This window comes from Sulfurimicrobium lacus (assembly GCF_011764585.1).
GTDB classification, from domain to species: Bacteria; Pseudomonadota; Gammaproteobacteria; order Burkholderiales; family Sulfuricellaceae; genus Sulfurimicrobium; species Sulfurimicrobium lacus.
On sequence record NZ_AP022853.1, the window covers coordinates 831,434 to 852,857 of the forward strand.

Below are 21,424 nucleotides of genomic sequence, written 5' to 3' on the forward strand. Positions count from 1 at the left end.
CCTCTACTCTCTAAATTACACCAACCGCTTGACGGTCAGCGTCACGCTGTGAGAACTAATGGGTGACCCTTTAGTTGATAGGGCTCAATTTAAAACGGGAGCCTGAGCCCCCGTTAAACATTTCACCACCCGGCAAGATCAATCAGGTTGCACGGCCTTGCGTCTACGTACCACAGCACCCATCACACCCAGACCCGCCAGCATCAAAGCATAGGTTCCGGGTTCGGGGACAACGCTGGCACCAGGCGGCTGTGCCGCTGACAAATCGGCGCTGACTACCATATTACGCAACCCCCAGCCTTCGCCAACAGCGGGCTGAAGGCTGTAGCTAAACACAAAGGAGTTATTGCCGGACAATAATGTAAAGTCGACACTGAATTTTGCCAGACCGCCTTGATTAGAACCATTGTCTGTGTACGAAACAAGGTTGGCGTTTAGGGGATTAACATCAGGGTTATTATCATAAAGAACAGGGGCGCCGGGGTAAGAGCCCCCCATATTTAACAAAGCGCCAAAAGACACGCCATCTACTGTTGGGTCATTTACAAGGAACCCAAAACTATCGTACACATCGTTTGTGCTGATGCGGGGCCCGTACCCATCAACGCCACCATAGCCAATAAGATCGAACGTAAGATGAGCTGACCCGACGGCTGACGCTGCAGGAGAAGTGACACCGCCCACATAAAACGATCCACTAATCGGTCCAATTTGGTCCGGTATTGTTGCGGAAAATGGCACCGACCATGCTGACTGGGCGAAGAGGCCTATGGCTGCAGCCGCAGCAAATTTCATTAAATTACGCATTTATTTAGCTTCCTTATTGGTTTAAAGAGCCAAGGATGAGAAAAACCCAACCTATAACTTCACCAGTTACAATTGTCGGCGCTCACCAAGACATAAGCATTGTCCGTGCCAGCGCGAAAGGTTGAATATATTCCTTTTAACTTCATCGTGTTGATGGTTTACGCTGTGGTTTTTGGCAACCCGGTTGAGAAATTTTCGGGCGAGACTGTAAAAAATCCCGACATTCAAACTCGTCGATCCTGAATCACGGAAACGCTCGTAGGGCGCAATAACCAACGGGCATTGCGCCGCATGAAACCGCGCGGCACATCGACTGCAGTCGAGCCTTAACCTTCGCATGGTGTAATGCGCTATCGCTTCACACCCTACATGCTAACCAGCCGCTTGCCCGTCAATCAGCTTGCGCGCGGATCGCCGGCCAGGTAATTGCCGGTGGCTTTCCTGAACGCGTCGGAGGTGCGTTCGCCCGGCTTGCCGTCGACCTTGAGGTAGATGTCCGGCAGGGTGTTGAGGAAAGCCTGCAGTTCCCTGGCGTAGGGCAGTTCGGCATTGGGCGAGTAGCGCAGCAGCGGAAGCTTTTCCGCCGGTGCGCCGGGGGTGTGGGGCAGTTCCGCGGCGGGCAGGAGCAGGCCGCTTTCGGCCATGCGGCGCAGCAGCACGGCGGCGCCGATCTGCCGGGACATGGCGCTGGCCGACCAGCGGCCGTCCTGCACGTATTTGCCGCCGGCGTAGTTGTTCGAGCCGCCCCACAGGTAGGGGCTGAGGGTTTCCGGGTGGTAGAGGCGGTAGCCCCAGCCGTTATAGCTTTCGATGCGGTAGAGCGTGCCGGACAGGCTCCAGTCCTTCCAGCGGTCGAAGCGCTGAAAACGCAGCGCGTCGATGGCGCTGACTTCCCATACAAACGGCGGCGTGCCCTGCGGCGGGCGGTTGGCCGGCACGCGCACGGTGCGCGCGCTGAGCGGATCGCCGTTGTGCAGGTGCTTGTCGAAACTGCCGCTGCATTCCATCTGGTGCAGGACGGCGATCACGAGCCAGGGGACATCGGTTTCCGCCGCCACGGCGCGGTAGCGCGGCTGGCCATTGCGGATGCGCGCCAGTATGGCTTCCACTTCGCCCGCGCTTTCCGGCCGCAGGTTGCAGTTGTCGAACAGTCGCTGGTATTCCGCCTTGAGCGGATCGGTGAGGGCTATGCTGGACATGATGGTCTCCCATGCGATGCTTCGCGAAGATATGCAGGAATCATTCTACGCGTTTGACATGGGGTGTCATCTTGCGCCCCAGCGCATCAGCTGCAATACTGACAAGCATGAAACATTTGCCCGCCAGACTCACTTCCCTGCGACGCCGCCACTCGCCTGCCCCTGGTGAGCCGGCTGGCTATGTTCGAGGATTGGATTCGGCTTAATCACCCGATCGACCCGCATATAGAAAAAGCCACGCACGCCGCGTGGCTTTTTTTTCGTCCCCGCCCACCGCAACCAAAGGAGTAACCATGAACCACTGCGACACTTCCGCCCTGATGTCCATCACCAACCGGCCCGACATCGTCTTTCACGAGGGCCACGGCTCCTGGCTGACCGACCACACCGGCAAGCGCTACCTGGATTTCGTCCAGGGATGGGCGGTCAACTGCCTGGGCCATTCGCCCGACGTGGTGGCGCAAGCCCTGGCCGAGCAGGCGAAACGCCTGATCAACCCGAGCCCGGCGTTCTACAACGCGCCCGCGGCGGAACTCGCTTCCTTGCTCACGCAAAACTCGGTCTTCGACCGGGTGTTCTTCGCCAACAGCGGCGCCGAGGCCAACGAGGGCGCCATCAAGCTGGCGCGCAAGTGGGGCCAGGTCAACAGGAACGGCGCGTTCGAAATCATCACCTTCGAAAACGGCTTTCACGGCCGCACCCTGGCTACCATGTCGGCCTCGGGCAAGCCCGGCTGGGATACCCTGTTCGCGCCCCAGGTGCCGGGCTTCCCGAAAGCGCGCTACAACGACATCGACTCGGTGGCCGCGCTGATCCGCGCGGAAACCGTTGCCGTGATGCTGGAACCGATCCAGGGCGAGGCCGGGGTGATCCCGGCGAGCGACGAATTCATGCGCGATTTGCGCGAACTGACCCGGCGGCACGGCCTGCTGCTGATCGTGGACGAGGTCCAGACCGGCATGGGGAGAACCGGCAAGCTGTTCGCTTACGAACATGCGGGAATCGAACCCGATGTCATGACTTTGGGCAAAGGGATAGGCGGCGGCGTGCCGCTCTCGGCGCTGCTGGCGCGGGAGGAAGTGTGCTGTTTCCAGCCGGGCGACCAGGGCGGCACCTTCAACGGCAATCCGCTCATGTGCGCCGTCGGGCTGGCGGTCCTGCGCACGTTGCTGGCACCGGGATTCCTGCAATCGGTGGCGGACAAGGGTATCTACCTGGCACACGGGCTGGAAGCGCTGTCGGCCAGGCACGGACTTGGAACCGAACGCGGTCAGGGCCTGTTGCGGGCGCTGACGCTCGATGGCGAGCGCGGCCCGGCCATTGTCGAAGCTGCCCGTCTGCATGAACCCACCGGTTTGCTGATCAACTCGCCGCGCCCCAACCTGCTGAGATTCATGCCGGCGCTCAACGTCGAGCTGAACGAGATCGACCGCATGCTGGAAATCCTCGACGCCGTGATCTCGCCCGACCGAGCTTGATGCGCCTTGGAGCGCATGGACATTGTTTCATCCGGGCGCATCCCAGCCCAGGCGGTGGCGGCGGCTGACGCGGGGGGTCTGGGCCAGCACCCATTTGAGCCGGCGGGCTTCCGGGGTGCGCGTGAGGAATTCCTGGCGGTAGGCGCGCTGCGGGTTGCGCAGGATGCCGCCGAGCCACGCGGCCTGCACCGGGTTGAGGTGTTCCGGTGCGCGGGCGAAGTAGACGCGCGCCGCGTCCGCCGCGCCGCAGATGCCGGGGCCCCAGTCGACGGTGTTGAGGTAGAGCGCGAGGATGCGCCACTTGCCCAGGGTGCGCTCCATTTCCACCGCGTACAGCAGCTCGCGCAGCTTGCGCGCGCCGTTGCGGTCGGCGCCGGTGTAGAGGTTTTTCGCCAGCTGCTGCGACAGAGTGCTGGCGCCGCGCCGTCCGTTGCGCTCGGCATCGGCGAGCAGCGGGACGAGCTCTTCCAGGTCGTAGCCGGGATGTTGGTAGAAGCGGCCGTCCTCCGCCGCCAGCACCGCCCGCGGCAGGGCGCGGCCCATCCGGTCGGGCGCGAGCCAGCCCGGCGCGCGGTCGCCCCCGTGGCGCAGTTGCGGCGTCCCGCTGGCGTCGCGGCAGACGAAATCGACGGCGCCGTAGCGCAGCCGTTCCGTGCCCAGGCCGTACACCTCGAAGCCCTCCAGGCGGGGCGAGATCGACCATTTTCCGCTCGGCAACGAAAGCGTCCCGGCGGCGGAAAAATGCCCGAGGATGGTGGCGCGACCGGCTTCCGGGACGGCCGAGCGCAACAGCTCCAACACCCCCGCGATCTCGCTGCGCGGCAGCTCCCAGTTCAGCGCCAGCGCCCGTGCGTCGAGTGCGCCGCTGAAGATCAGGCGCTGCTCGGCGCCGCCGTTTGCCGCAGCCACCCAGCCCGAGACCCGGTTGCCGTCGCGCTGCAGGGCCAGGGTCATGGCGGACAGGCGCAGCGGCTCGGATGAGAGCTGCACGATGCGCACTTCGCACGGCGCGCAGCGCGCCACCAGCGCGCCGTCCCGGTCGGCCAGCGTCACCGTCCCGGCGCGCGTGCGCCAGCGGCTGCCGGCGAGCAGGCGCCGCCCCTGGGGCGAGGTGGCTGCGGCCAGCATGGGGGCGACTTTCAGGTGCAGGGTGGCAGTCCGTGTCAGCCGGAACGGGATCAGCCAGTCCTTGCCGGTCGGCGAGCCGACCAGCAGCAAGGCGGCGGCGAACAGCAGCAGAAGCAGCGCGATCAATATAGAAATCAGTCCGGCTTTAACCCAATGCACCATGATTTTCTCCCCACCCCTTATCAAAAAAACCGCAGTTCAAGCCACAGAGATCACAGAGGACACAGAGATGAAACGAGGGAATTTGCCTTTCCTCGGTGGCCTCTGTGTTCTCTGTGGCAAACGATTTTTTCAACTTCATTCCTCTACCTGCGTCACCGCCCACCACGGACCGCTTTCCCGTCCCAGCAGGGCCGACCAGTACCAGGACGAGGTGTCGGTCCAGTTGCCGTCCTGCCGGTCGAAAATGCGTTCGCACACCTTGAGGTGCCTGCCGTTCTTTTCGGCGGCGAAGCAGCGCCAGTTCCTCTCGTGCGCGTCGGTGTGCACGCGCGGCGGTTGCACGCTGTAGCCGAGGCCGCGGAAGCAGTCTGCGGCGGGGTGCAGCATGCGCGTGGGGCGGTCCATGACGCGCACGATCCAGACGTGCCGCCCGTCGCTGAAACGCGCGATGTGGCCGGGGAAGCGGCTGGCGAAGCTCTCTTCCAGCGCGGTAAGGGGATGCCGCAGCGGGGCAGCGCCCGCCGGCAGCCAGCGGGCTTCCGCCCATTCCGGGTTGGCGTTCGATTGCGGCGCAGGCGGCTCGGAGCCGCGCGCGAACAGCGGCAGCACGGCGGCGCACAGCAATGCCGCGAGGAAAAGAACGAGGATCGGTCTAGTGTTGCTCATCACGCCTCCATGCGACGATCAGGTAAAGCGGCCACAGCGCCAGGCCGAACGCCAGCAGGCCGAGCGCGTCGTGGGTCCAGCCGGGCAGGCTGACGATGCCGGCTTCCTTGAAGAACAGCAGGGCGTTGCGCAGCACGTTGGCGGCCACCAGCAGCAGCAGCGCAGTGCCCAGGTTGAAGGCGGTGCGCCAGGTGGAAGCCCGGTACAGGTAGGACAGCAGCGCCGCGGCGAACAGCCCGACCCACAGCATGGTGACCCCGGCGCAGGGGGTGTCGACCAGGATGGTCTGGCCGTTCCACAGCAGCGCGGCGCCCTCCGGCGTGGCTTGCCAGCCGATCATCCCGAGGATCGCGGCGGCGCCCTGGGCGCACAGCCAGCGCAGCGGGTAGCCGAGGTAGAAGTTGAGCGAAGCGGCCAGCGGCAGGGTCAGCAGGGCGAGGAAGGCGAGGGAGGCACGCGGCCGTTCGGGCGGCAGCATCCCCGCCAGCAGGGTGGCGACTGCCAGCGTCGCCAGCGCCGCAGCGACGATGGGCGGCAGGAAGGCCAGGCCCAGCGCGGCGGCGACCGAAAGCCCGCCCGCCACCGCCAGGCTGGCGCCGTGCGGCTGGCGTGTCAGCCGTTGCCGGTCGAGCCACACCAGGGCCGCCAGCGCCAGCAGCGCCACCACGCCCCACGGATCGTCCGACCCGTCCCCGGCGCGGCGCGCCATCCACACCCAGTGCGGCCACAGCGCGGCGAGTTGCAGGGCCAGCAGCCAGAGCGGTGAAAGCGCCGTCGGCCGCCAACGAGTTATCCAGTTCATTTGGTTCTTCCTTGTTAGTGAACCATTGATTCGGTCCGAAATTTCCCTCTCCCCCAGCCCCTCTCCCGCTTGCGGGCGAGGGGAGTAATGGCACGGCCCCGTGAGCGGGAGGGAGTACCTGCGCCGTTGGAACAACTCTCCGCGCGGTGGTAAAGCCCCTCCCCCGCAAGCGGGGGAGGGGTGGGGGAGAGGGAAAAACTTCAGGATTTCTTTTCCCGCCCCTGCTTCCTGCGCCGCAACCACGCTCCTATGCCGCCCGCCATGGCGATCAGCGCGTAGAACTCCGGCTCGGGCGTGCTCGGCACCTCGCTCCCCAGCGCCAGGTCGCTCACGCCTTCAGGCATGGGCAGGGGCTGGTCCACGGTGTCGCTGCCTTCGGTGTTGCGGATCACCTTATCCACCGCGATGAAGGAGGTGTAGTCGGTCAGCAGGTTATATTTCAGGCCTAGTTCGGTCACCGTGCGCACCGTCTCCTCGCTGGCGCTGCCGTCCAGCAGTGTCGTGTCGGCCAGGTCGGCGATGCGGCTGCGCGCCCACAGGTAGCGCAGGGCGCTGCTGTCGGGCGATACCCGGCTGGCGTCGATGGTCACGCTGCGGCTGGCCGGGCCGTTGCCGGCGTGACCTGCGATGGTGATGCTGCCCTTGGGCTCGCCGCGCCATTTGCCCATCAGCACCACCGGGCGCGAGGCGAACAGGTCGGGCACGCTGGCGGGCTGGATGTCGTAGGCGTCGAGGCCGTCGATTTTGAGCTTGAGATGCGTCCACACCGGGCTTTCGACGTAGCGGCGGAATTTTTCCGCTACCGCCTCGGCCTGGGTGGAATCGGTGGCGATGAACGCCTCGCCCTGACCGGCGTGGGCCAGGCCTTCCATCAGGTGGCGGTTGACCGAGGAGCCGATGCCGAAGGAAAACACGTTGGCGTTGTTCAGGTTGTTGCGCACCAGTTCGAAGGCTTGCTTCTCCACCGTGATGTAGCCGTCGGTGATCACCACGAAGCTGCGGGCGCGGCTGTCGTCGCGCGGCAGCGCCAGGGCGCGGCGCATGGCCGGCAGCAGTTCGGTTCCGCCGCCGCCCTGCTGGCGGTTGATGACGGAAATGGCCTTGTCGATGTTCTCGTTGGTGGCGGGCAGGGAGGTCGGCGCCAGGATGGAGTTGTCGCCGGCGAACAGCATCACGTTGAAGCTGTCGCTCGGTTTGAGTCCTCCGACCAGCTTGCGCAGCAGGGTCTTGGCGGTTTCCAGCGGGTAGCCGTGCATCGAGCCGGAAATGTCGAGGATGAAGATGTACTCGCGCGGCACGATCTCGTTGCCGGTCACGCGCTTGGGCGGCTCGATCAGGGCGAGGAAGAAGTTTTCGTCCTTGCCCTGGTACAGCATCACGCCGGACTCGATTTCCTTGCCGGCGAGGCTGTAGTCGAGGATGAAGTCGCGGTTGCCGTTGTTGTTGGCGGCGTCGAGATTTACTTCCACGCGGCGACTGTCCTTGCCAGCGACGCGGATCGTGTGCGAAGACGAGGACACCTCCTTGACCGGGATCGGCGAATCGATCACCAGCTTCATGCCGAAGGCGGATTTCGGTGCTTCGCCGGCATGCTGCGTGGGCTGCGCCACCCATTGCTCCTTCACGCCGCTGCCGCTCGCCGTGCTGCCGTTGTAGCGCGGCCCGACCACGGTGGGGAAGACGAACTGGTACTTGCCCTCGGTGGGCACCAGGGTCTCGGTGTAGTTCAGCTCCACCGCGATGTCGTCGCCCGGCATGATGTTGGCCACGTTCATCTGGAACACGTTGGGGCGCTGCTGCTCCAGCAGCGAGGCGCTCTTGCCTTCCTTCTTCGCGGTCTCGTACTCGGCGCGCGCCTGCTGCTTCTCGCGGATCTGCGCTTCCACCAGGCGCTTGCCGACACGCATGCGCATGCCGTAAACGGCGGCCCGGGTCGAGGCCGGGAACACGTAGCGTGCTTCGATCGGCCGCGTGCCCTCGTTCTTGTAGTGCTGGGTCACCTTCACGTCTGCGATGACGCCGGCGATCTTCACTTCCACGTCGGTCGATTTGAGGGGCAGGCGGTCCACGGACGGGTCGGAGCTGTCGATGAAGAAATACGGTGCGAGGGTCTTGCTGTCCGGGGGCGATTCCTCTGCCCATGCTCCAGGCGGCGCGCCCAGGGATGCCGCAGCGGCGAGCACTGCGGCGAGTTTGCGAAACCAGTTCATGTCGATCTCCTTTGTTTGATTTGTTCGGGCGCGTTATGGAACGCGTCGGGAGAAAGCTTGGCGGATTTGCCTGAAAGGATTGGGAAGGGGAGGGGAAATCGGGGTGAAATTTGCGTGAAATGGCTGGCGTAGATGGAGGGAAGCAGCCAGCACGATTCCCGCCTCAACCGCCATCGACCAGTGCAACACGAAGTTTAGCCACCACGGGGAGTAGAGGGCGGGCACGGTGGATAAGGCGAATGGCTGATCGACCAAAGGATAGAGCCACCAGATATCGCCCACCAAGGTGTCCAGCATGAGATGAAGGAATATGTTGGCGCCGAATACCAGCGTGCAGGCAAGGGCGGCGGTGTTCTTACGCGCGGCAAAAAACAGCAGCGCGATTGCCGACATGGTGATCCAGAAAAGTGGCAGATGCGTCCAGTAGGTGTGGTGGTGATGCTGGCGCTGGTCGATGAGGAAAAAATACAGCAGGTCGATGTCGGGAAAGATGCTGCCCGCCAGCCCGGCGGCCATGAAAACGCGCAGAGAGATGCCGCGGCGGACGCGCCGCGATCGGCTCAGGGCTGAGGTGAACAGGTAGCCTGCGGGGAGGTGGGCGAAGAACATGGCGGTATCCTTGGGCAATATGAAGAGAGTGCACCAAGGTTCGCAGCAGAGATGGAACAGGGTGTGGAGAGGGAACGAAATCGGGGTGAAATTTGCGTGAAACGGAAGACTAAAAACCGGGGACAGGCACACATTTCCCGCCAAGCGGCGGTTCTGACAGTCTCTATATCGTCATTCCGCCCAAGGATTGATCAACTGAACCGGAAGATCGCTGAAATCTCGGCTATTTCGCGTTACCAGAACCAGATCGTGCACTAGCGCGGTCGCCGCCAGCAGACTGTCAATCGCGGGCAAGGGGCGCCCGGCCGCTGCTACCAGCCGTCCCCAGCGGTCCGCGACGGGGGCGTCAACGGGGAGGATTCTTCCGGTAAAGAAGGCGGGCAGGTCTGTTTCCAGCCAGTCCAGCAAAGCCATGCGCCGCTTTTCGTCGCCCAGACCTTCGATGCCTTTGCGTATCTCACCCAGCGTGAGGACGCTCAGGTACAAGGTGGTGGCGGGGCGTTGCGTGAACCAGGTTACGACGCCGGGGTTTGGGTTCTTGCGCCGCAATTCCGATAGCACGTTGGTATCGACGAGGTAGCTCAAAGCTCAACCTCGCGGGTGAGGCTCTGGTCGCGCACGAATTCGATTTCTTCAAGTCCGTACAAGGGCGAGCGGTGCATGAATTCGAGCAGGGAATCGCTCCTGTGGGCTAGCCGGTCATAGGTCTCACAGGAGACCAGGACCGCGACGGGCTTGCCGTGCAGCGTAATTTCCTGCGGCCCCTGATTCTGTGCGCATTTGACGACTTCCGAGATGCGCGCCTTCGCTTCCTGTATTTGCCATGAGTGCATGATGGTGTCCGCCTGTTCAATTCTGACTATACAGGTCAGATGTTAGCGCGCATCGCTTGTTTTGCCAACGAATTTCCAGACGGTGCGAATCACCGATCGCTCTTCGGGACGGCGACCTCCATGCCGCCGCCGAGCTTCTTGCGCAATTCCAGCGGCCTGGCGATGCCGCGCAACGGCTCAAGAGAAGCACCCGTGCCGACGACAGTGACGTCGCCATAGTTAAGAATGCGGCCCATCAGCCCCTGGTTAACGTGCAGGCTCTCCACCTTGTTAAGGTTTATCTCGACCGTATCGCGCGATACGAGTCCGCGCTTGGTGATAATGCGCCTGTCGGTCAGGACCAGTTCGGTGGTTTGTCGCCGGACGACCGCAGACAAGATCAGGGCGAGGCCGGCCGCCAGCAGTAGCGCAATCATGGCAAGTGCCGCACCGGCGGTGTTTTCGGTGGCGATGTAGGCGCCCAGCGCAGACAACACGAAGAGACTGCCGACAAGGTAGGAAAGGAAATACTTCCAATGGGAGATGGAGGCGCGATAGACGATTCGTTCGCCTTCGGCCAAGACGGCATCAACGTAGGAACTCATGGCCTTCCCCTTTGGTTTTGAGGCGCTTATGCGCATCCATGCTCGGAGTTTATGCTTATTTCTCGCTGGATCAAGCGCGCCAAGGGCCGTTTGCTGGGGAGGGACGAATGCGCGCCCCTCCCCGAGCTAATGGATTACCCAGCCTCAAACGAACAAACACACATCGGCGTTCTTCGCATCCACCAGATAGCTGGTCGCGCCGATCCAGTCCGCGATTTCCGGGATGAACTCGTCCTTGCTGTAGTTGAACAGATCGACGGTCATCTGGCAGGCGACCAGCTTGACGCCGGATTCGATGCTGATGTCGCGCAGTTCCTTGATGCTGGGCACGCCCTTGGCCTTGACGGTCTGTTCCATCATGCTGGTGGCGAAGTTTTCGAAGCCGGGCAGGTTGCCGGCGACGAGGTTGGGGATGGGCATATTGATGTGTTGCAGCCATTCCGGGCCGAACGGCATCTTCATCGGCATGGCGGGGTTGCCCAGCGGCGAGACCTTGAGGTGCAGGTCCTTCTTCAGCAGTTCCAGTCCGTAGAAAGTGAAGAAGATCGAGGCGTCCCAGCCCAGGGCAGCGGCGGTGGTGGCGAGGATGAAGGGCGGGTAGGCCATGTCCATGGTGCCCTTGGTGGCGATGATGGCGAGCGAGGGGGTTTTCGCCGCCTCGCGTTCGGCCAGTTTCTCGTCCAGCCGCTGGTCGAACCATGTCTCCAGGCTGGCCAGGTCGCTCGGCATGGCCCCGGTGTGGCTGTCCACGGGTTGCAGTTTGGCGATGCTCATGGTGGTCTCCTCAGGCTTTGCGGATGAAGAATTCGAAATCGCCGCCCGTCTGTTGCGATGAGAGCAGCGCGTTGCCGGTCTGGGTGCAGAAGGAGACCATGTCCTTGAGCGAGCCGGGGTCGGTCGCCACCACCTTCAGGGTATCGCCGGATTGCATGGCGTTCAGGGACTTCTTGGTGCGCAGGATGGGCAGGGGGCAGTTGAGGCCGCGCGCGTCGAGGGTTTGAGTCGCTTCCATGGTGATTCTCCTTTCAGGTTGGTGCGGCATCGCCGCGTTAGATGACCGGTCGGTCAAGTCTTGGTCCCAAAAAAAGCCCGTCAGGGCGGTTGGCAACACATGCTCAGTGGCTCAGTTCGATGCGCAATGTCTTGATGGCCGGACCCAGCACCAGGATCAGCTCGGGATCGTTGCGCGCCTTGGCGAGCAGGATGACGCCTTCGAGGTAGGCCAGCATGGCGGTGGCCGTGGCCTCCGTGTCCATCGCCGCCAGCGCGCCGGTGCGCACCGCCTCGTCGAGCGTTACGCGGAACTTGTCCATGGCCTTGTCGAACACGGCGTTCAGCCGGGAGCGCATGACGTCGTCGCGGGTGCTCATTTCCAGCGCCAGGTTGCCGAACAGGCAGCCGGGCATGCGCCCCTCCGGATCGGAAGACGCCTTCTGCCAGTAATAGGCGGCGTCGATCATGTAGTCCAGGCGCTCGACCGGCGGCAGGTCCTGGTCGAACGCCTCGGCCACGAAGCCGTGCGCCCACTCCTCGGCCACGTCGTCGATGACCGCCATGGCCAGATCGCGCTTGGAGGCGAAGAAGTGGTAGAAGCTGCCCTTCTGCACCTTGGCGCCCAGGCAGATTTCCTGAATGCCCACGTCCGCGTAGCTGCGGCCGTGGAACATTTCGCGGGCGGTGGCGAGGATGCGGGAGCGGGTGTCGGTATCTGGGTTCATGTTTCGCATGGTACTAGACCGGTCGGTCAAGTCAAGCCCATGTGGAAAATAAAAAATGTAGCGCATCGCGTTGCCTGCTCGAAATCTGCCGTCAATGGATGCGTCAGCGCGGATCGGGGAATGTGAACAAAAGATTACGGGGTAGAATCACAGTCAGGCACTCCCGACGGGATTTTCTGAAGCGCTCATGGTGCAGCACCGATGAATCGCTTGTTCGAGAAGCAGCCTCTTTACGGAAAATCGGCACCTGAACGATGAAACCTCAAATCAATAACCCGCCGAAAAGGTTTGTAAAAGTCTTAATAGTCAGCTGTTTGGGTATAATTTCCGCGCTGCTGAGCCTGTTTCTTGCGGCCATCGCCTACGGCGGTGCCGACGGAAAAGACATACTGAGTTCCGCTGAGCGCGTCTGGCTCACCAACAATCAGTCGCGCCTGGTCCTCGCGGTCGAAACCGGCTACGCCCCATTCGTGTTCCTGGACGACAAAGGCCGTCCTACGGGACTTGCCCACGATTACCTGCTGCTGATCGAATCAAAACTCGGCGTTCATTTCAAGCAGAGACGATTTTCGTCACTGGATGAAATTTTCGACAAGGTGCGCAGCGGAGAGGTGCAGATCGTCAACGCCGTGACCAACACGCCGGCCCGCTCCAGGTTCCTCGCGATGACGGAACCTTTCATATCCGTACCGAACGTCATCATCGTGAGAAAAGACCAGTCGGGAGCAATGACCGAGCTCAAGCTTGCGGGATTGAAGGTTTCCCTGGTGAAGAGCTATGCCGTTACCGAACACATGACCAACCGTGGCCTGCAGTTCGTTCCCGACATCGTCCCCGATGATCTCACCGCGCTATTGAATGTCTCGTTCGGTCGCTCCGACGCGGCAATCGTCGATCTTGCGACCGCGTCTTATCTGATCTCGGTAAAAGGCATCACCAATTTGCGTGTGGCGGGAGAAGTGCCGTTCGATATCCGGCTGTCGATCGGCTCGCCAATCGGTGAGCCCGTGTTGCACAGCATTCTCCAGAAGGGACTGAATGCCGCTACGGATGCCGAGCGGGACGAGATAAAGAAGCGCTGGATCAATACCTCAAACCAGAGCATTTACAGTAATCGGCAGTTCTGGGTGGTCCTGGGAGGCGTGCTTGCGGGTGCGCTGGTCATATTTGCCGTGATTCTTGTCTGGAATCGTACGCTGCGGCAGCAAGTTGCCATCCGCACGGATGCGCTGGTCAGGGAAAAGGAAGCGCTAAGGGAAAGCGAGGCGCAGAATCTGGCGCTCGTAACGCAATACAACCGGGAACTGGAGCGGCAGATCGCCGAACGCACGGCCGAGCTCTCCGAGGTGAATCGCAAGCTGCAGCAACTGAGCGAAATCGACGGGCTTACCGGGATTGCCAACCGGCGCAAGTTCGATGCCGAACTGGACAGGGAGTGGCGGCGGGCCATTCGCGAGAAGCGCCCGCTGGCGCTGTTGATGGTCGACATCGATCACTTCAAGGAATACAACGACCGCTACGGACACCCGGAGGGAGACAGGTGTCTGCAGCTGGTCGCCGAGGTGCTGCATTCCCTGATCCAGCGGACCGGCGAGCTGGTCGCTAGGTACGGCGGCGAGGAGTTTGTCGTCATCCTTCCCGGCCATTCGATTCAAACTGCGGGCGAAGTTGCCGAAAAAATTCGCTACACCATCGAGGCCAGGAAAATTCCCCATCTCGGAAATGTTTCATCGCAAGTTCTGACCATCAGCGTCGGCGTGGCCTCGATGGTCCCGGACCAGGCCGAGCGTCCTGACACCTTGCTGAATCAGGCCGACGCCTGCTTGTACGAGGCGAAGCGCGAGGGTCGCAACCGCGTCGTGACGGAATGCAGGATTCAGTGACACGGTAAGCTAGCGATGCCGGTAGTAGTCCTCCGGCGTGTTGTTGATGACGTACATCACCGCTTTCTGGATGCAGTCGCGGATCGCCAGTTCCATCGGCGTGTTGCGGTACACGCTCAGGCCGACCGGGATGCCCAGGCGGGTGCCCGGTATGACCGTGGACAGCGACGCCTTCATGGCGATGGCCAGCCCCGGGATGCGCTGTGTCGCCAGCACCCGCCCCGACGCGACATCCACCACGCGCATGTCCAGCGCCATGTGCGATTCGTTGTAGTTCTGGCTGACGGCCAGCGGCATCCTGGGCATCACGTTGACCCAGTTGGCCGACTTGGCTTGCGGCTCGAACTCGGTTACCGCGGCGTAAACCATGATTTCGGCTATGTCCATGCGGCTCTCGGGCAGGGCGCTTTCCGGCCGGGCCATGCGCGAGTGCGACAGCGTCTGCTCTGCCGCCAGCCCCTTCAGGTCCATGCGTTCCACCACGATGAAATAGCCGCTGTTGTGCAGCGCGGTGTGCAGCATTTCGCGCAAGCCGTCGCCGATCTCCGTCGTGGCCTTGGCGGCCTTCACCTGGAAATCGCCCACCGCGACGATGGCTTTCAAACCGTCGCTGCGTCCCGCCACGCTTCCCCCGCCACCCTTGAGCTGCGCGTTGTAGGCGGTCTTGGCCAGATTGGTGCGGGCGATGTTGCCGATCTCGCCCTGGGGGTCCAGCGCGGACGCCTTTTGCCAATACCCCTGTGCCGCCTCGGTGCGGCCCAGTTGCATCTGGGTGGTCCCCATGGTGAGCAGGGTGTTGGGATTGTCGGGGTCCAGTTCCAATGCCCGGCGGAAGGCCTGGTCGGCTTCCTCGTAGCGTGCCAGGTTGTAGTAATTCCAGCCCAGTCCGTGATAGATGCTGGCCCGCGGCGGACCGGCGGCGAGCGCCTTCTGGTAGGCGGCCACGGCGTCGGCGAACTGCCCGGCGTAGGCGTGACGGTCTGCGCGCTGTTCCCATTCGCCCTGTTCGGCCGACGCTACGGTCTCAGGCGCTGCGGGCGTCGATGTCGTCGCCGCGACCAGCCTGAGGGTTCGCGTCCAGCCGGCGCGCGAAATCTTCAGCTCCAGCTCATCCTGTGCCGGGCTCGCGCGCACTGCCACGGCCAGCTGGGCAGCGCTGGTGACGGCCTGCGCCTGCAGCGCCAGGATCACGTCGCCCACCTGCACCCCGGCGCGGGCCGCCGGGCCTTGCGCATGCACGGCGGTGACGGTCACGCCATCGGCGGTGTCCGCCACGCTCATTCCCAAGCTGCCCGCGGCATGCAGCGCAGTGCACCACAGCAGCATGGCGAACAGCAGGAGCCGGTCGCGGCAAGCAGCCGCCCGGAGAAAAATGTTGACCACTACAGCTCATACTCCCTGTTCTTGGGCGGGGTGGCCGGGGCAGGCGGGGGAACCGGTGCGCGCGGCTTGCTCGCCTCGTCCTGGATGATGCGGTCGAACGTCTCGATGAACTTGGACACGGCCTCGCTCGGATAGGTCGACAGGGCCACTTCCTTGCCCGCGGTGCAAACCGCGCTGAGGCGCAGGCCGCCCCCGGCGTCGCGCGTGAAGTTGGCTTCCAGGTTGAACGTCACGGCAAAGCCCATCGGGTCCTTTTCGATCTTGTGGCCGTGAACATACCCGGCGGCCTCGTTCTGGTTGAACACCTGGAAGCCCATCTCCTGCATGGCCCGCGCCGCCAGCCGCGTGGCCCGGTCGACGCCGATCGCGTAACTGGCCGGGTAGGCGCTCTCCTGCTTGGCTGGAAGGGAGGCGCAGGCTCCCAGCAGCAAGACGCATCCCAATAGCCACCAGCCTGCGCGGATAGCGGCGAGCCGGTTCTGCGCCATATGGAACAGGTTCATAAGTCGTACTCCTTCGTTTTCGGCGGTGCCGCCGGCCTTTCCGGCACGGGTCGCGCCGGCGGCGGGCGCAGCTGCTCGGGCGGGCGCGGCCTGGCCGTGTCAGGCTGCTGCAGCAAGCGCTCGAACGCCTCCTGGAACTGGGCGATATAGGCCGGCAAATCGGTCGAGAACGCCACTTCCGGCCCCGGCGAACAGACCACGTCCAGATGCATGGCGCCGGCGGGCATGTGGCGAATGGTGACGTCCATGAAGAAGGTGCCGGAGAAGCCGAACGCATCGCCGCCGAGGATGGTTTTCTGGCCGCGCAGCGTGCCGGCCGCTTCGTTCTGCGCGACGGGCAGGAAGCCGCCTTCCTGCATCGCCTGCGCCGCGATGCGAATCGCCCGCGGCATGCTCACGTTCTGCGCCGGGTAGTCGAATTCCTTGCGCAGCGGGAGGGCGCCGCAGCCGCCCAGCAGACCCGCCAGGAGGGCGCCGAGTGCCAGCCAGGAAATTATTTTCAGTCTTGTCATTTTGCGCTCCCGGATTCAATGCACGGGGAAATTCGGGCACTGCCCGAACGGTGTAGGTGGGATGAAGTAGGGCGGCTGGCAATACGGAATGGGCCCGCCCGGCAGAGACCCGCTACGATGCTGAAGCCACCACTGGCTCTGCCGCAGCTGGCGCTCCAGGGTGTGCGAATCGAAAACAGGTGAGATGAGCGGTGCCGTATAGCTGCGCAGGAGTAACTGCTCGCTGCGCTGGTGCTCGCGCTGCGTGAACATGTCGACCACCTCCTGTTCGCTGACCGGCGGCGCTTCGGCCAGGGCGATGCAGGCCCAGCCTGCGCCTGCCAGCACTGCGGCGCGCGTCAAGGTGAGGTGCCTGTTCACATAGCCTCCTGTCTGCCGGCTACTGGTGCCGGAAATACTGCTGCGGCGTATTGCTGGTGATATACGCCGTCGCCTTCTGGATGACTTCGCGGATCGCCTGCTCCATCGGCGTGTTCTTGAAAGCGCCTAGGCTGAGCGGGATGTCCCCGCTGGCGGAAAGGTTGGTCCCGATGGTGGTTTGCGAGGATTTCGCCTGGCCGGTAAGGCGCTGGGCCGCAATCAGGCGGCCCGTCGCCACGTCGACCACGCGCACGTCGATCGCCATGTGCGCGTTCGAGGTCTGGCGCCCCAGGTTGAGCGGCAGCCGGGTAACGCCCAGCTGTATGCCGCCCCCGCTCGCCGCGCCCTCGAACTCGGTGACGGCGGCGTATACCATGATCTCGGCCACATCCATCTGGCTTTCGGGAATCGCCACGCCGGGGCGCGCCATGCGCGAGCGCGACAGCGCCTGCTCGGCCGCCAGGCCCTGCAGGTCCATGCGCTCGACCACGATGTAGTTGCCGCTGTTGTGCAGCGTGGTGACCAGCATCTCGCGCATGCCGTCGCCGATGAAGGGCGCCGCCCCCGCCGCCTTCACCTGGAAATCGCCGACCGCGACCATGGCCTTGCGCCCGGCTGGCGCGGATCTCGGCTGAGGCAACGGCTCCGGATTCTGCCGTTGCAGCGTGTCCGGCATGACCGCCGGGGCAACCGCTGCGCCGGGGTTTGGACGGTTTGCTGCGGGCTGCGGCGGCGCGAATTCGCTCATCCTGCGTTGCTGGCGCAAGACGCCTTCCAATGCCTGCCGGTTCGCCGCGTTGTCCGGTTCGCGTTCGAGCGCCAGCCGGTAGTATCTCTCGGCCAGCGGCCATTCCTGCTGGTTGAAGTGCAGCGCGCCCAGGCCGGCATAGGGTTGCGCCCATTGCGGGGCGACTTCGATGGCTTTGAGATAGGCGGCTTTGGCCTCGGGTATCGCGCCCAGTTTCATCTGGCTGAAGCCGAGGTTGTTCAGGACGCTGGGCTGGGGCACGCCCAAGGCCAGGGACTTGTTGCAGGCGCTGGCTGCTTCGCTGTATTTCTGCTGCATGACCAGCGCGTAGCCCAGCATGCCCCAGGTGCCCGGATCGTTGGGGACGCGCTGGATCGCCTGCTTGTAATAGCGTTCGGCGGCGGGCCAGTCGGCGTTCTGGTAGCTTGTTTTGGCATGCTCGAGATCGTCCGTGTACGCCTTGTAGGAGGCATCGTCCAGGTTGGTCGCGACGTGGGGTTGCGGGTGTTCTGGCGTGCCGGCCGATGGCGCCCGCCTGGCGCCCGTGTCTGCCGCAGTACGGGCAGGCTGCAGCGCTGTTGAGTCAGATGCCTGGTCGGCGCTCTGCCACTCGGCAGGGTCGGCCTGCGCAGGCATGGCAGCGGGGGCGAGCAGCACTGATTTCTCCCAGCCTTCGCGCGCGATGGTCAGGCTCAGCGACCGGTTCTGGTCGCAGGCTTCGCGCAGTTTCCCGACAAGCTCGCTCGCGCTGGACAGTCTGCGCCCCTCGACCTCGGTGACCACATCGCCCGCTTTCAGCCCGGCACCTGCCGCGCTGCTCGATGGCGTCACCGCGACGATCTGCGCGCCGTGGCCGGGCGGCTGATCGGGTGCCTGGTCCCGGAGTCGCAACCCGAACTTCTTCGGCGTCGGCACCGCGGCGGCCACCGGCTTCATCATCAGGTCGCGCTCCCAGCCTTCACGCGAGATGCGGACGGAAAACGGCGCGCCTGGAGGGAAGCTTCTCACCCGCTGGGCGAACTGCTCGGCACTCGTCACCGCGTTTTTTTCCACCTGCAGGATGATGTCGCCCGCTTTGAGCCCCGCCTCGGCGGCGAGGCTGCCCGGCGTGACCTGCGTCACTTCGACGCCGGCGGCATTGGGCGTATCGCGCACGCGCAGGCCCAGTTCCGCTGCGGCAGAAAACGTCAGCGTACACAGCAGGACGGCCAGGAAAAGCTGTAAGGTTTTACGGTGGATTAACCCATCAGCCATCGACTTTCGGGTATGGAACATGGTTCACCTTCCTTTTTTAGCTTTTATTATGGTTTTTTACACTCAAGCTTGGAGGGTGGCCCTGAAACTGGCGTCTTGAGTTGTGTCGTTGAGGGGCCTTGATACACTCGCGTAGAGACCAGGCGCGCGTTTTCATAGCCGCCGACAAGGCCCATCAGATCTTTCCCAACTCCCTGGAGCGCCGCCTGCAACTCGCTTTGCATAAGTCCATACGCAGCCCAATAGGTCAAGGTGCACGGCACTTTGTGTGCTGCAGTACACGTCGAACCTAGATCGCACACAGTAAAACCAGCCACCGCCTCCAGCACATACCATTGGCGAGTCTGCTGCGTAGGCTGCACCGTTGTCGGCTTGGTCGGTTGCACCGGGGTCGCGGGTGCCGAAGTGCAGACATTGTTCACGCACTTCGCCCCCGGACAGTCCCGTTCGGTGGTACAGGTGGGGATATTGGTGACGGTGCTGGTCGCTTGTGGCTGTTTGACGCACACGCCGGTCCGCGAATTGCACGTGTAGCCGGATGGACACAGGCCGCCAGCCCCACAGGCGATATCAGACGGTGTGGTGGGCGTGGTCGTTGTCCCCGCTTGTTGCGGTTGCTGGGGAGAAGTCGATGTCGTGCCTGGCAATGGCGTCAATACCTGGGTCGAGCCACCCGGCATCTGGCCCAGGCCGAAGCGCTCGGGCCTGCTGGTCGTGGTCTGGCCGTACAAGGGCAGTTGCGAATGGCCTGACTGATTGCGCTGCCCCTGGTTGACCTCGGTGCGCATGCGCACTGCCGCTTCGCCGCTGGGCCGGTTGTCCGCGCACATGCCGGCCGGGTTGCACGAGAAACCCGCCGGGCAGTCGCTGTCCGAACCGCAGGTATAGCCTTTCACGCAGCGCCCGTCTTCCGTGCGCATCTCCCCTTGCGCGCAGAATGGCACGCACTCCCCGTTCACCTTCTCGAAGCCGGCGCTGCAGACGCACTTGCCGGCTTCGTCGCGCGTTTCATTTGGGCCGCAGGCCGGGGCGCAGCCTTTCGGTGTCGGCACGAAGCCGGATATGCATATGCAGATATTCTGTGCGCTGCGTTCTTCGTTCAAGCCGCAACGCGTCAGGCATATGCCGCCGATACGCTCCTCATTGGGCTGACATTTGAGCACGCAGGCTCCGCCCAGCGGCTCGTAGCCGCTCGCGCAGACACAAGTGCCGTCGCCGTCGCGGGTCATGTTGGCTGCGCAATACGGCCTGCAAATCCCGCCAACGGCCTCGGTACCGGGACGGCACACGCAAACGCCTGCACTGTTGCGCTCTTCGTTCAGTCCGGCACATGGCGGAGGCGGCGTTTTGGTGGTGACGGCAGTCGGTTCTATGGGCTTTTTTGTGGCGTCAGGCGTTTTTTGCTCGCGCTGATTCAAAAACGCAAGTTCGCGGTCTATTTTTTCCCTGGCATCGGCGTCGGTGGTTTTGTCGCGCATCGCATTCAGTGCGTCAACTTTCTTGAGCACGTCCGCGAGCGGTAAGTTCTGCAGCCGCTGCTCCAGCAGTGCGATTTCGCGCGCCAGTTTTTCCTTTGCATCGGGGTCATCGGTTCTGGCTCGCAATGTTTTCAGCAAGTCGACCCGCGCCCCGATGTTATCAGCGGTGTTTTTTTGTGCCCGGTCTACCATCTGTTGAGCACGAATTTGCTCGGCGCTTTGATGCATGGCTTCGGCTTGGCTGGCCGAGAGTTCTCTGACAATGATCGGATAGGGAGATCGCGGGTTCTGTTCAAACGGGATCACCCAGGGCGTACCACTCTTTTCGAGGAGGGCGCTGTCTGTCTTTATTCTGCGAGCGATTTTGTTGGCCGCTTCTTCCTTGCGCTGTAGATCCCTCGACACGGCGTCCATCGTTTTATCAAGGATGGGCTTGAGCTTTGATTCGTATCCGTATGACCCGATGATTGCCCCGCTGACGCCACCGACTACACCGCCCAGGGCCGCGCCGGGGGGGCCTCCCAATACCATTCCGACGCCCGCACCCAGGTATTTGCCGCCCGCCGCGCCTGCGGCGGCCGAATAGCCGGACAAGGCGGAATTCGCACCGGCCTGGGCAACGCCGACCCCATCCCCCCCGTAGAGGGCGCCCGCCCCGGCCGCCACGTTGGATGCCTTGTCAAAGGCTGCGCCGGTCCCGAAGGTCCTGTTGAATCCACTTAGCGACTGAAAAGTCTTCTGGGTCAGAGCGTCACTCTTGCCGACCCTTTCCAGCGCGCTCCCCGCGCTTTTCAGACCGCTATCGAATTGTTTGAATACCTCTCGGCTTCTCCGGGCATAAGGGACTGCTGACCCATAAAATACTTCTCCGATCTGTTGGCGGACCTGTTGGCTTTGTAGCGGAGCGACAGATTCGGAAATCGCTTCGCTTGAATTAAAAAGGTTGCTGGCCGCGTTGCCGTTCACCGTGTCGACAAACGTGTTCACGACCGGCTTCACGATCTTTTTCACATAATTCGTCGTGGATGTCTCTTTGGCTACTGGCACTGTTGCTGTCGTTACACCACTGCTACCGGCAGCCAATGGCATGGTGTCAGACCGGCTCGC

Annotated in this window: 21 protein-coding genes; 2 read left to right on the forward strand and 19 right to left on the reverse strand. The window is 63.2% G+C overall.

The window, feature by feature from the left end; genetic code table 11:
- Nucleotides 1-138 precede the first annotated feature (138 nt).
- A complete protein-coding gene (locus SKTS_RS04250; RefSeq protein ID WP_173060806.1) occupies nucleotides 139-807 on the reverse strand; it encodes a PEP-CTERM sorting domain-containing protein in 669 nt (222 codons plus the stop codon).
- Between the two features lie 395 nt (nucleotides 808-1,202).
- Nucleotides 1,203-2,006, reverse strand: coding sequence for a hypothetical protein (locus SKTS_RS04255; protein ID WP_173060809.1), 804 nt, complete (start codon nucleotides 2,004-2,006; stop codon nucleotides 1,203-1,205).
- A 293-nt stretch (nucleotides 2,007-2,299) separates the two neighbouring features.
- Between SKTS_RS04255 and SKTS_RS04260 the strand changes: the two genes are divergently transcribed.
- Nucleotides 2,300-3,484 (forward strand): acetylornithine transaminase, encoded by a 1,185-nt coding sequence (locus tag SKTS_RS04260; RefSeq protein ID WP_173060811.1) that lies wholly within the window; start codon nucleotides 2,300-2,302, stop codon nucleotides 3,482-3,484.
- A gap of 27 nt (nucleotides 3,485-3,511) precedes the next feature.
- Here the strand turns inward: SKTS_RS04260 and SKTS_RS04265 are convergent, their stop codons facing one another.
- The 11 genes from SKTS_RS04265 to SKTS_RS04315 all read right to left on the reverse strand — a co-directional run bounded on the left by SKTS_RS04265 (nucleotide 3,512) and on the right by SKTS_RS04315 (nucleotide 12,196).
- Entirely contained in the window at nucleotides 3,512-4,774 is a 1,263-nt protein-coding gene (locus tag SKTS_RS04265; protein WP_173060814.1) for a biosynthetic peptidoglycan transglycosylase, read from the reverse strand.
- A 135-nt stretch (nucleotides 4,775-4,909) separates the two neighbouring features.
- Nucleotides 4,910-5,440, reverse strand: coding sequence for a hypothetical protein (locus SKTS_RS04270; RefSeq protein WP_173060817.1), 531 nt, complete (start codon nucleotides 5,438-5,440; stop codon nucleotides 4,910-4,912).
- Complete coding sequence (locus tag SKTS_RS04275) at nucleotides 5,427-6,242, reverse strand: archaeosortase/exosortase family protein (RefSeq protein ID WP_173060820.1); 816 nt, start codon at nucleotides 6,240-6,242, stop codon at nucleotides 5,427-5,429. The genes SKTS_RS04270 and SKTS_RS04275 overlap by 14 nt, the downstream gene beginning before the upstream one ends.
- 200 nt (nucleotides 6,243-6,442) lie before the next feature.
- Nucleotides 6,443-8,452 (reverse strand): VIT and vWA domain-containing protein, encoded by a 2,010-nt coding sequence (locus SKTS_RS04280; protein ID WP_173060823.1) that lies wholly within the window; start codon nucleotides 8,450-8,452, stop codon nucleotides 6,443-6,445.
- Between the two features lie 33 nt (nucleotides 8,453-8,485).
- Entirely contained in the window at nucleotides 8,486-9,061 is a 576-nt protein-coding gene (locus SKTS_RS04285) for a metal-dependent hydrolase (protein WP_173060826.1), read from the reverse strand.
- 171 nt (nucleotides 9,062-9,232) lie between these two features.
- Nucleotides 9,233-9,646 carry a type II toxin-antitoxin system VapC family toxin gene (locus SKTS_RS04290; protein WP_173060829.1) on the reverse strand — a complete coding sequence of 138 codons (414 nt, stop codon included), beginning with the start codon at nucleotides 9,644-9,646 and terminating at the stop codon, nucleotides 9,233-9,235.
- On the reverse strand, nucleotides 9,643-9,894 hold the full coding sequence (locus SKTS_RS04295) for a type II toxin-antitoxin system Phd/YefM family antitoxin (protein WP_173060832.1): 252 nt from the start codon (nucleotides 9,892-9,894) through the stop codon (nucleotides 9,643-9,645). Before SKTS_RS04295 ends, SKTS_RS04290 begins: the two co-directional genes overlap by 4 nt.
- A gap of 89 nt (nucleotides 9,895-9,983) precedes the next feature.
- Nucleotides 9,984-10,478, reverse strand: coding sequence for a PH domain-containing protein (locus tag SKTS_RS04300; protein ID WP_173060834.1), 495 nt, complete (start codon nucleotides 10,476-10,478; stop codon nucleotides 9,984-9,986).
- 144 nt (nucleotides 10,479-10,622) lie between these two features.
- A complete protein-coding gene (gene dsrE2 / locus SKTS_RS04305; protein ID WP_280513683.1) occupies nucleotides 10,623-11,252 on the reverse strand; it encodes a sulfur carrier protein DsrE2 in 630 nt (209 codons plus the stop codon).
- A 10-nt stretch (nucleotides 11,253-11,262) separates the two neighbouring features.
- Entirely contained in the window at nucleotides 11,263-11,490 is a 228-nt protein-coding gene (locus SKTS_RS04310) for a sulfurtransferase TusA family protein (protein ID WP_173060837.1), read from the reverse strand.
- A 103-nt stretch (nucleotides 11,491-11,593) separates the two neighbouring features.
- Nucleotides 11,594-12,196 carry a TetR/AcrR family transcriptional regulator gene (locus tag SKTS_RS04315; protein ID WP_173060840.1) on the reverse strand — a complete coding sequence of 201 codons (603 nt, stop codon included), beginning with the start codon at nucleotides 12,194-12,196 and terminating at the stop codon, nucleotides 11,594-11,596.
- Between the two features lie 314 nt (nucleotides 12,197-12,510).
- On the opposite strand from SKTS_RS04315, the gene SKTS_RS04320 reads away from it, so the two are divergent.
- Nucleotides 12,511-14,079, forward strand: a complete 1,569-nt coding sequence (locus SKTS_RS04320) for a transporter substrate-binding domain-containing diguanylate cyclase (RefSeq protein ID WP_173060843.1) — start codon at nucleotides 12,511-12,513, stop codon at nucleotides 14,077-14,079.
- Between the two features lie 9 nt (nucleotides 14,080-14,088).
- On the opposite strand, the gene SKTS_RS04325 is transcribed toward SKTS_RS04320, so the two are convergent.
- Genes SKTS_RS04325 through SKTS_RS04350 form a run of 6 tightly spaced genes read right to left on the reverse strand, consistent with a single transcriptional unit; the run spans nucleotide 14,089 to nucleotide 21,328 of the window.
- Nucleotides 14,089-15,462, reverse strand: coding sequence for a CsgG/HfaB family protein (locus tag SKTS_RS04325; RefSeq protein ID WP_173060846.1), 1,374 nt, complete (start codon nucleotides 15,460-15,462; stop codon nucleotides 14,089-14,091).
- The gene (locus tag SKTS_RS04330) at nucleotides 15,462-15,965 is read right to left on the reverse strand and encodes a hypothetical protein (RefSeq protein WP_173060849.1); all 504 of its coding nucleotides are present in this window, start codon (nucleotides 15,963-15,965) and stop codon (nucleotides 15,462-15,464) included. The genes SKTS_RS04325 and SKTS_RS04330 overlap by 1 nt, the downstream gene beginning before the upstream one ends.
- Nucleotides 15,962-16,477: a hypothetical protein gene (locus SKTS_RS04335; RefSeq protein WP_173060852.1), complete on the reverse strand. Its 516-nt coding sequence runs from the start codon at nucleotides 16,475-16,477 to the stop codon at nucleotides 15,962-15,964. Before SKTS_RS04335 ends, SKTS_RS04330 begins: the two co-directional genes overlap by 4 nt.
- Nucleotides 16,478-16,492: 15 nt before the next feature.
- Nucleotides 16,493-16,837, reverse strand: a complete 345-nt coding sequence (locus SKTS_RS04340; RefSeq protein ID WP_173060855.1) for a hypothetical protein — start codon at nucleotides 16,835-16,837, stop codon at nucleotides 16,493-16,495.
- Nucleotides 16,838-16,856: 19 nt separating this feature from the next.
- Nucleotides 16,857-18,839: a CsgG/HfaB family protein gene (locus SKTS_RS04345; protein WP_173060858.1), complete on the reverse strand. Its 1,983-nt coding sequence runs from the start codon at nucleotides 18,837-18,839 to the stop codon at nucleotides 16,857-16,859.
- A 47-nt stretch (nucleotides 18,840-18,886) separates the two neighbouring features.
- Nucleotides 18,887-21,328: a hypothetical protein gene (locus SKTS_RS04350; RefSeq protein ID WP_173060862.1), complete on the reverse strand. Its 2,442-nt coding sequence runs from the start codon at nucleotides 21,326-21,328 to the stop codon at nucleotides 18,887-18,889.
- Between the last annotated feature and the right edge of the window lie 96 nt (nucleotides 21,329-21,424).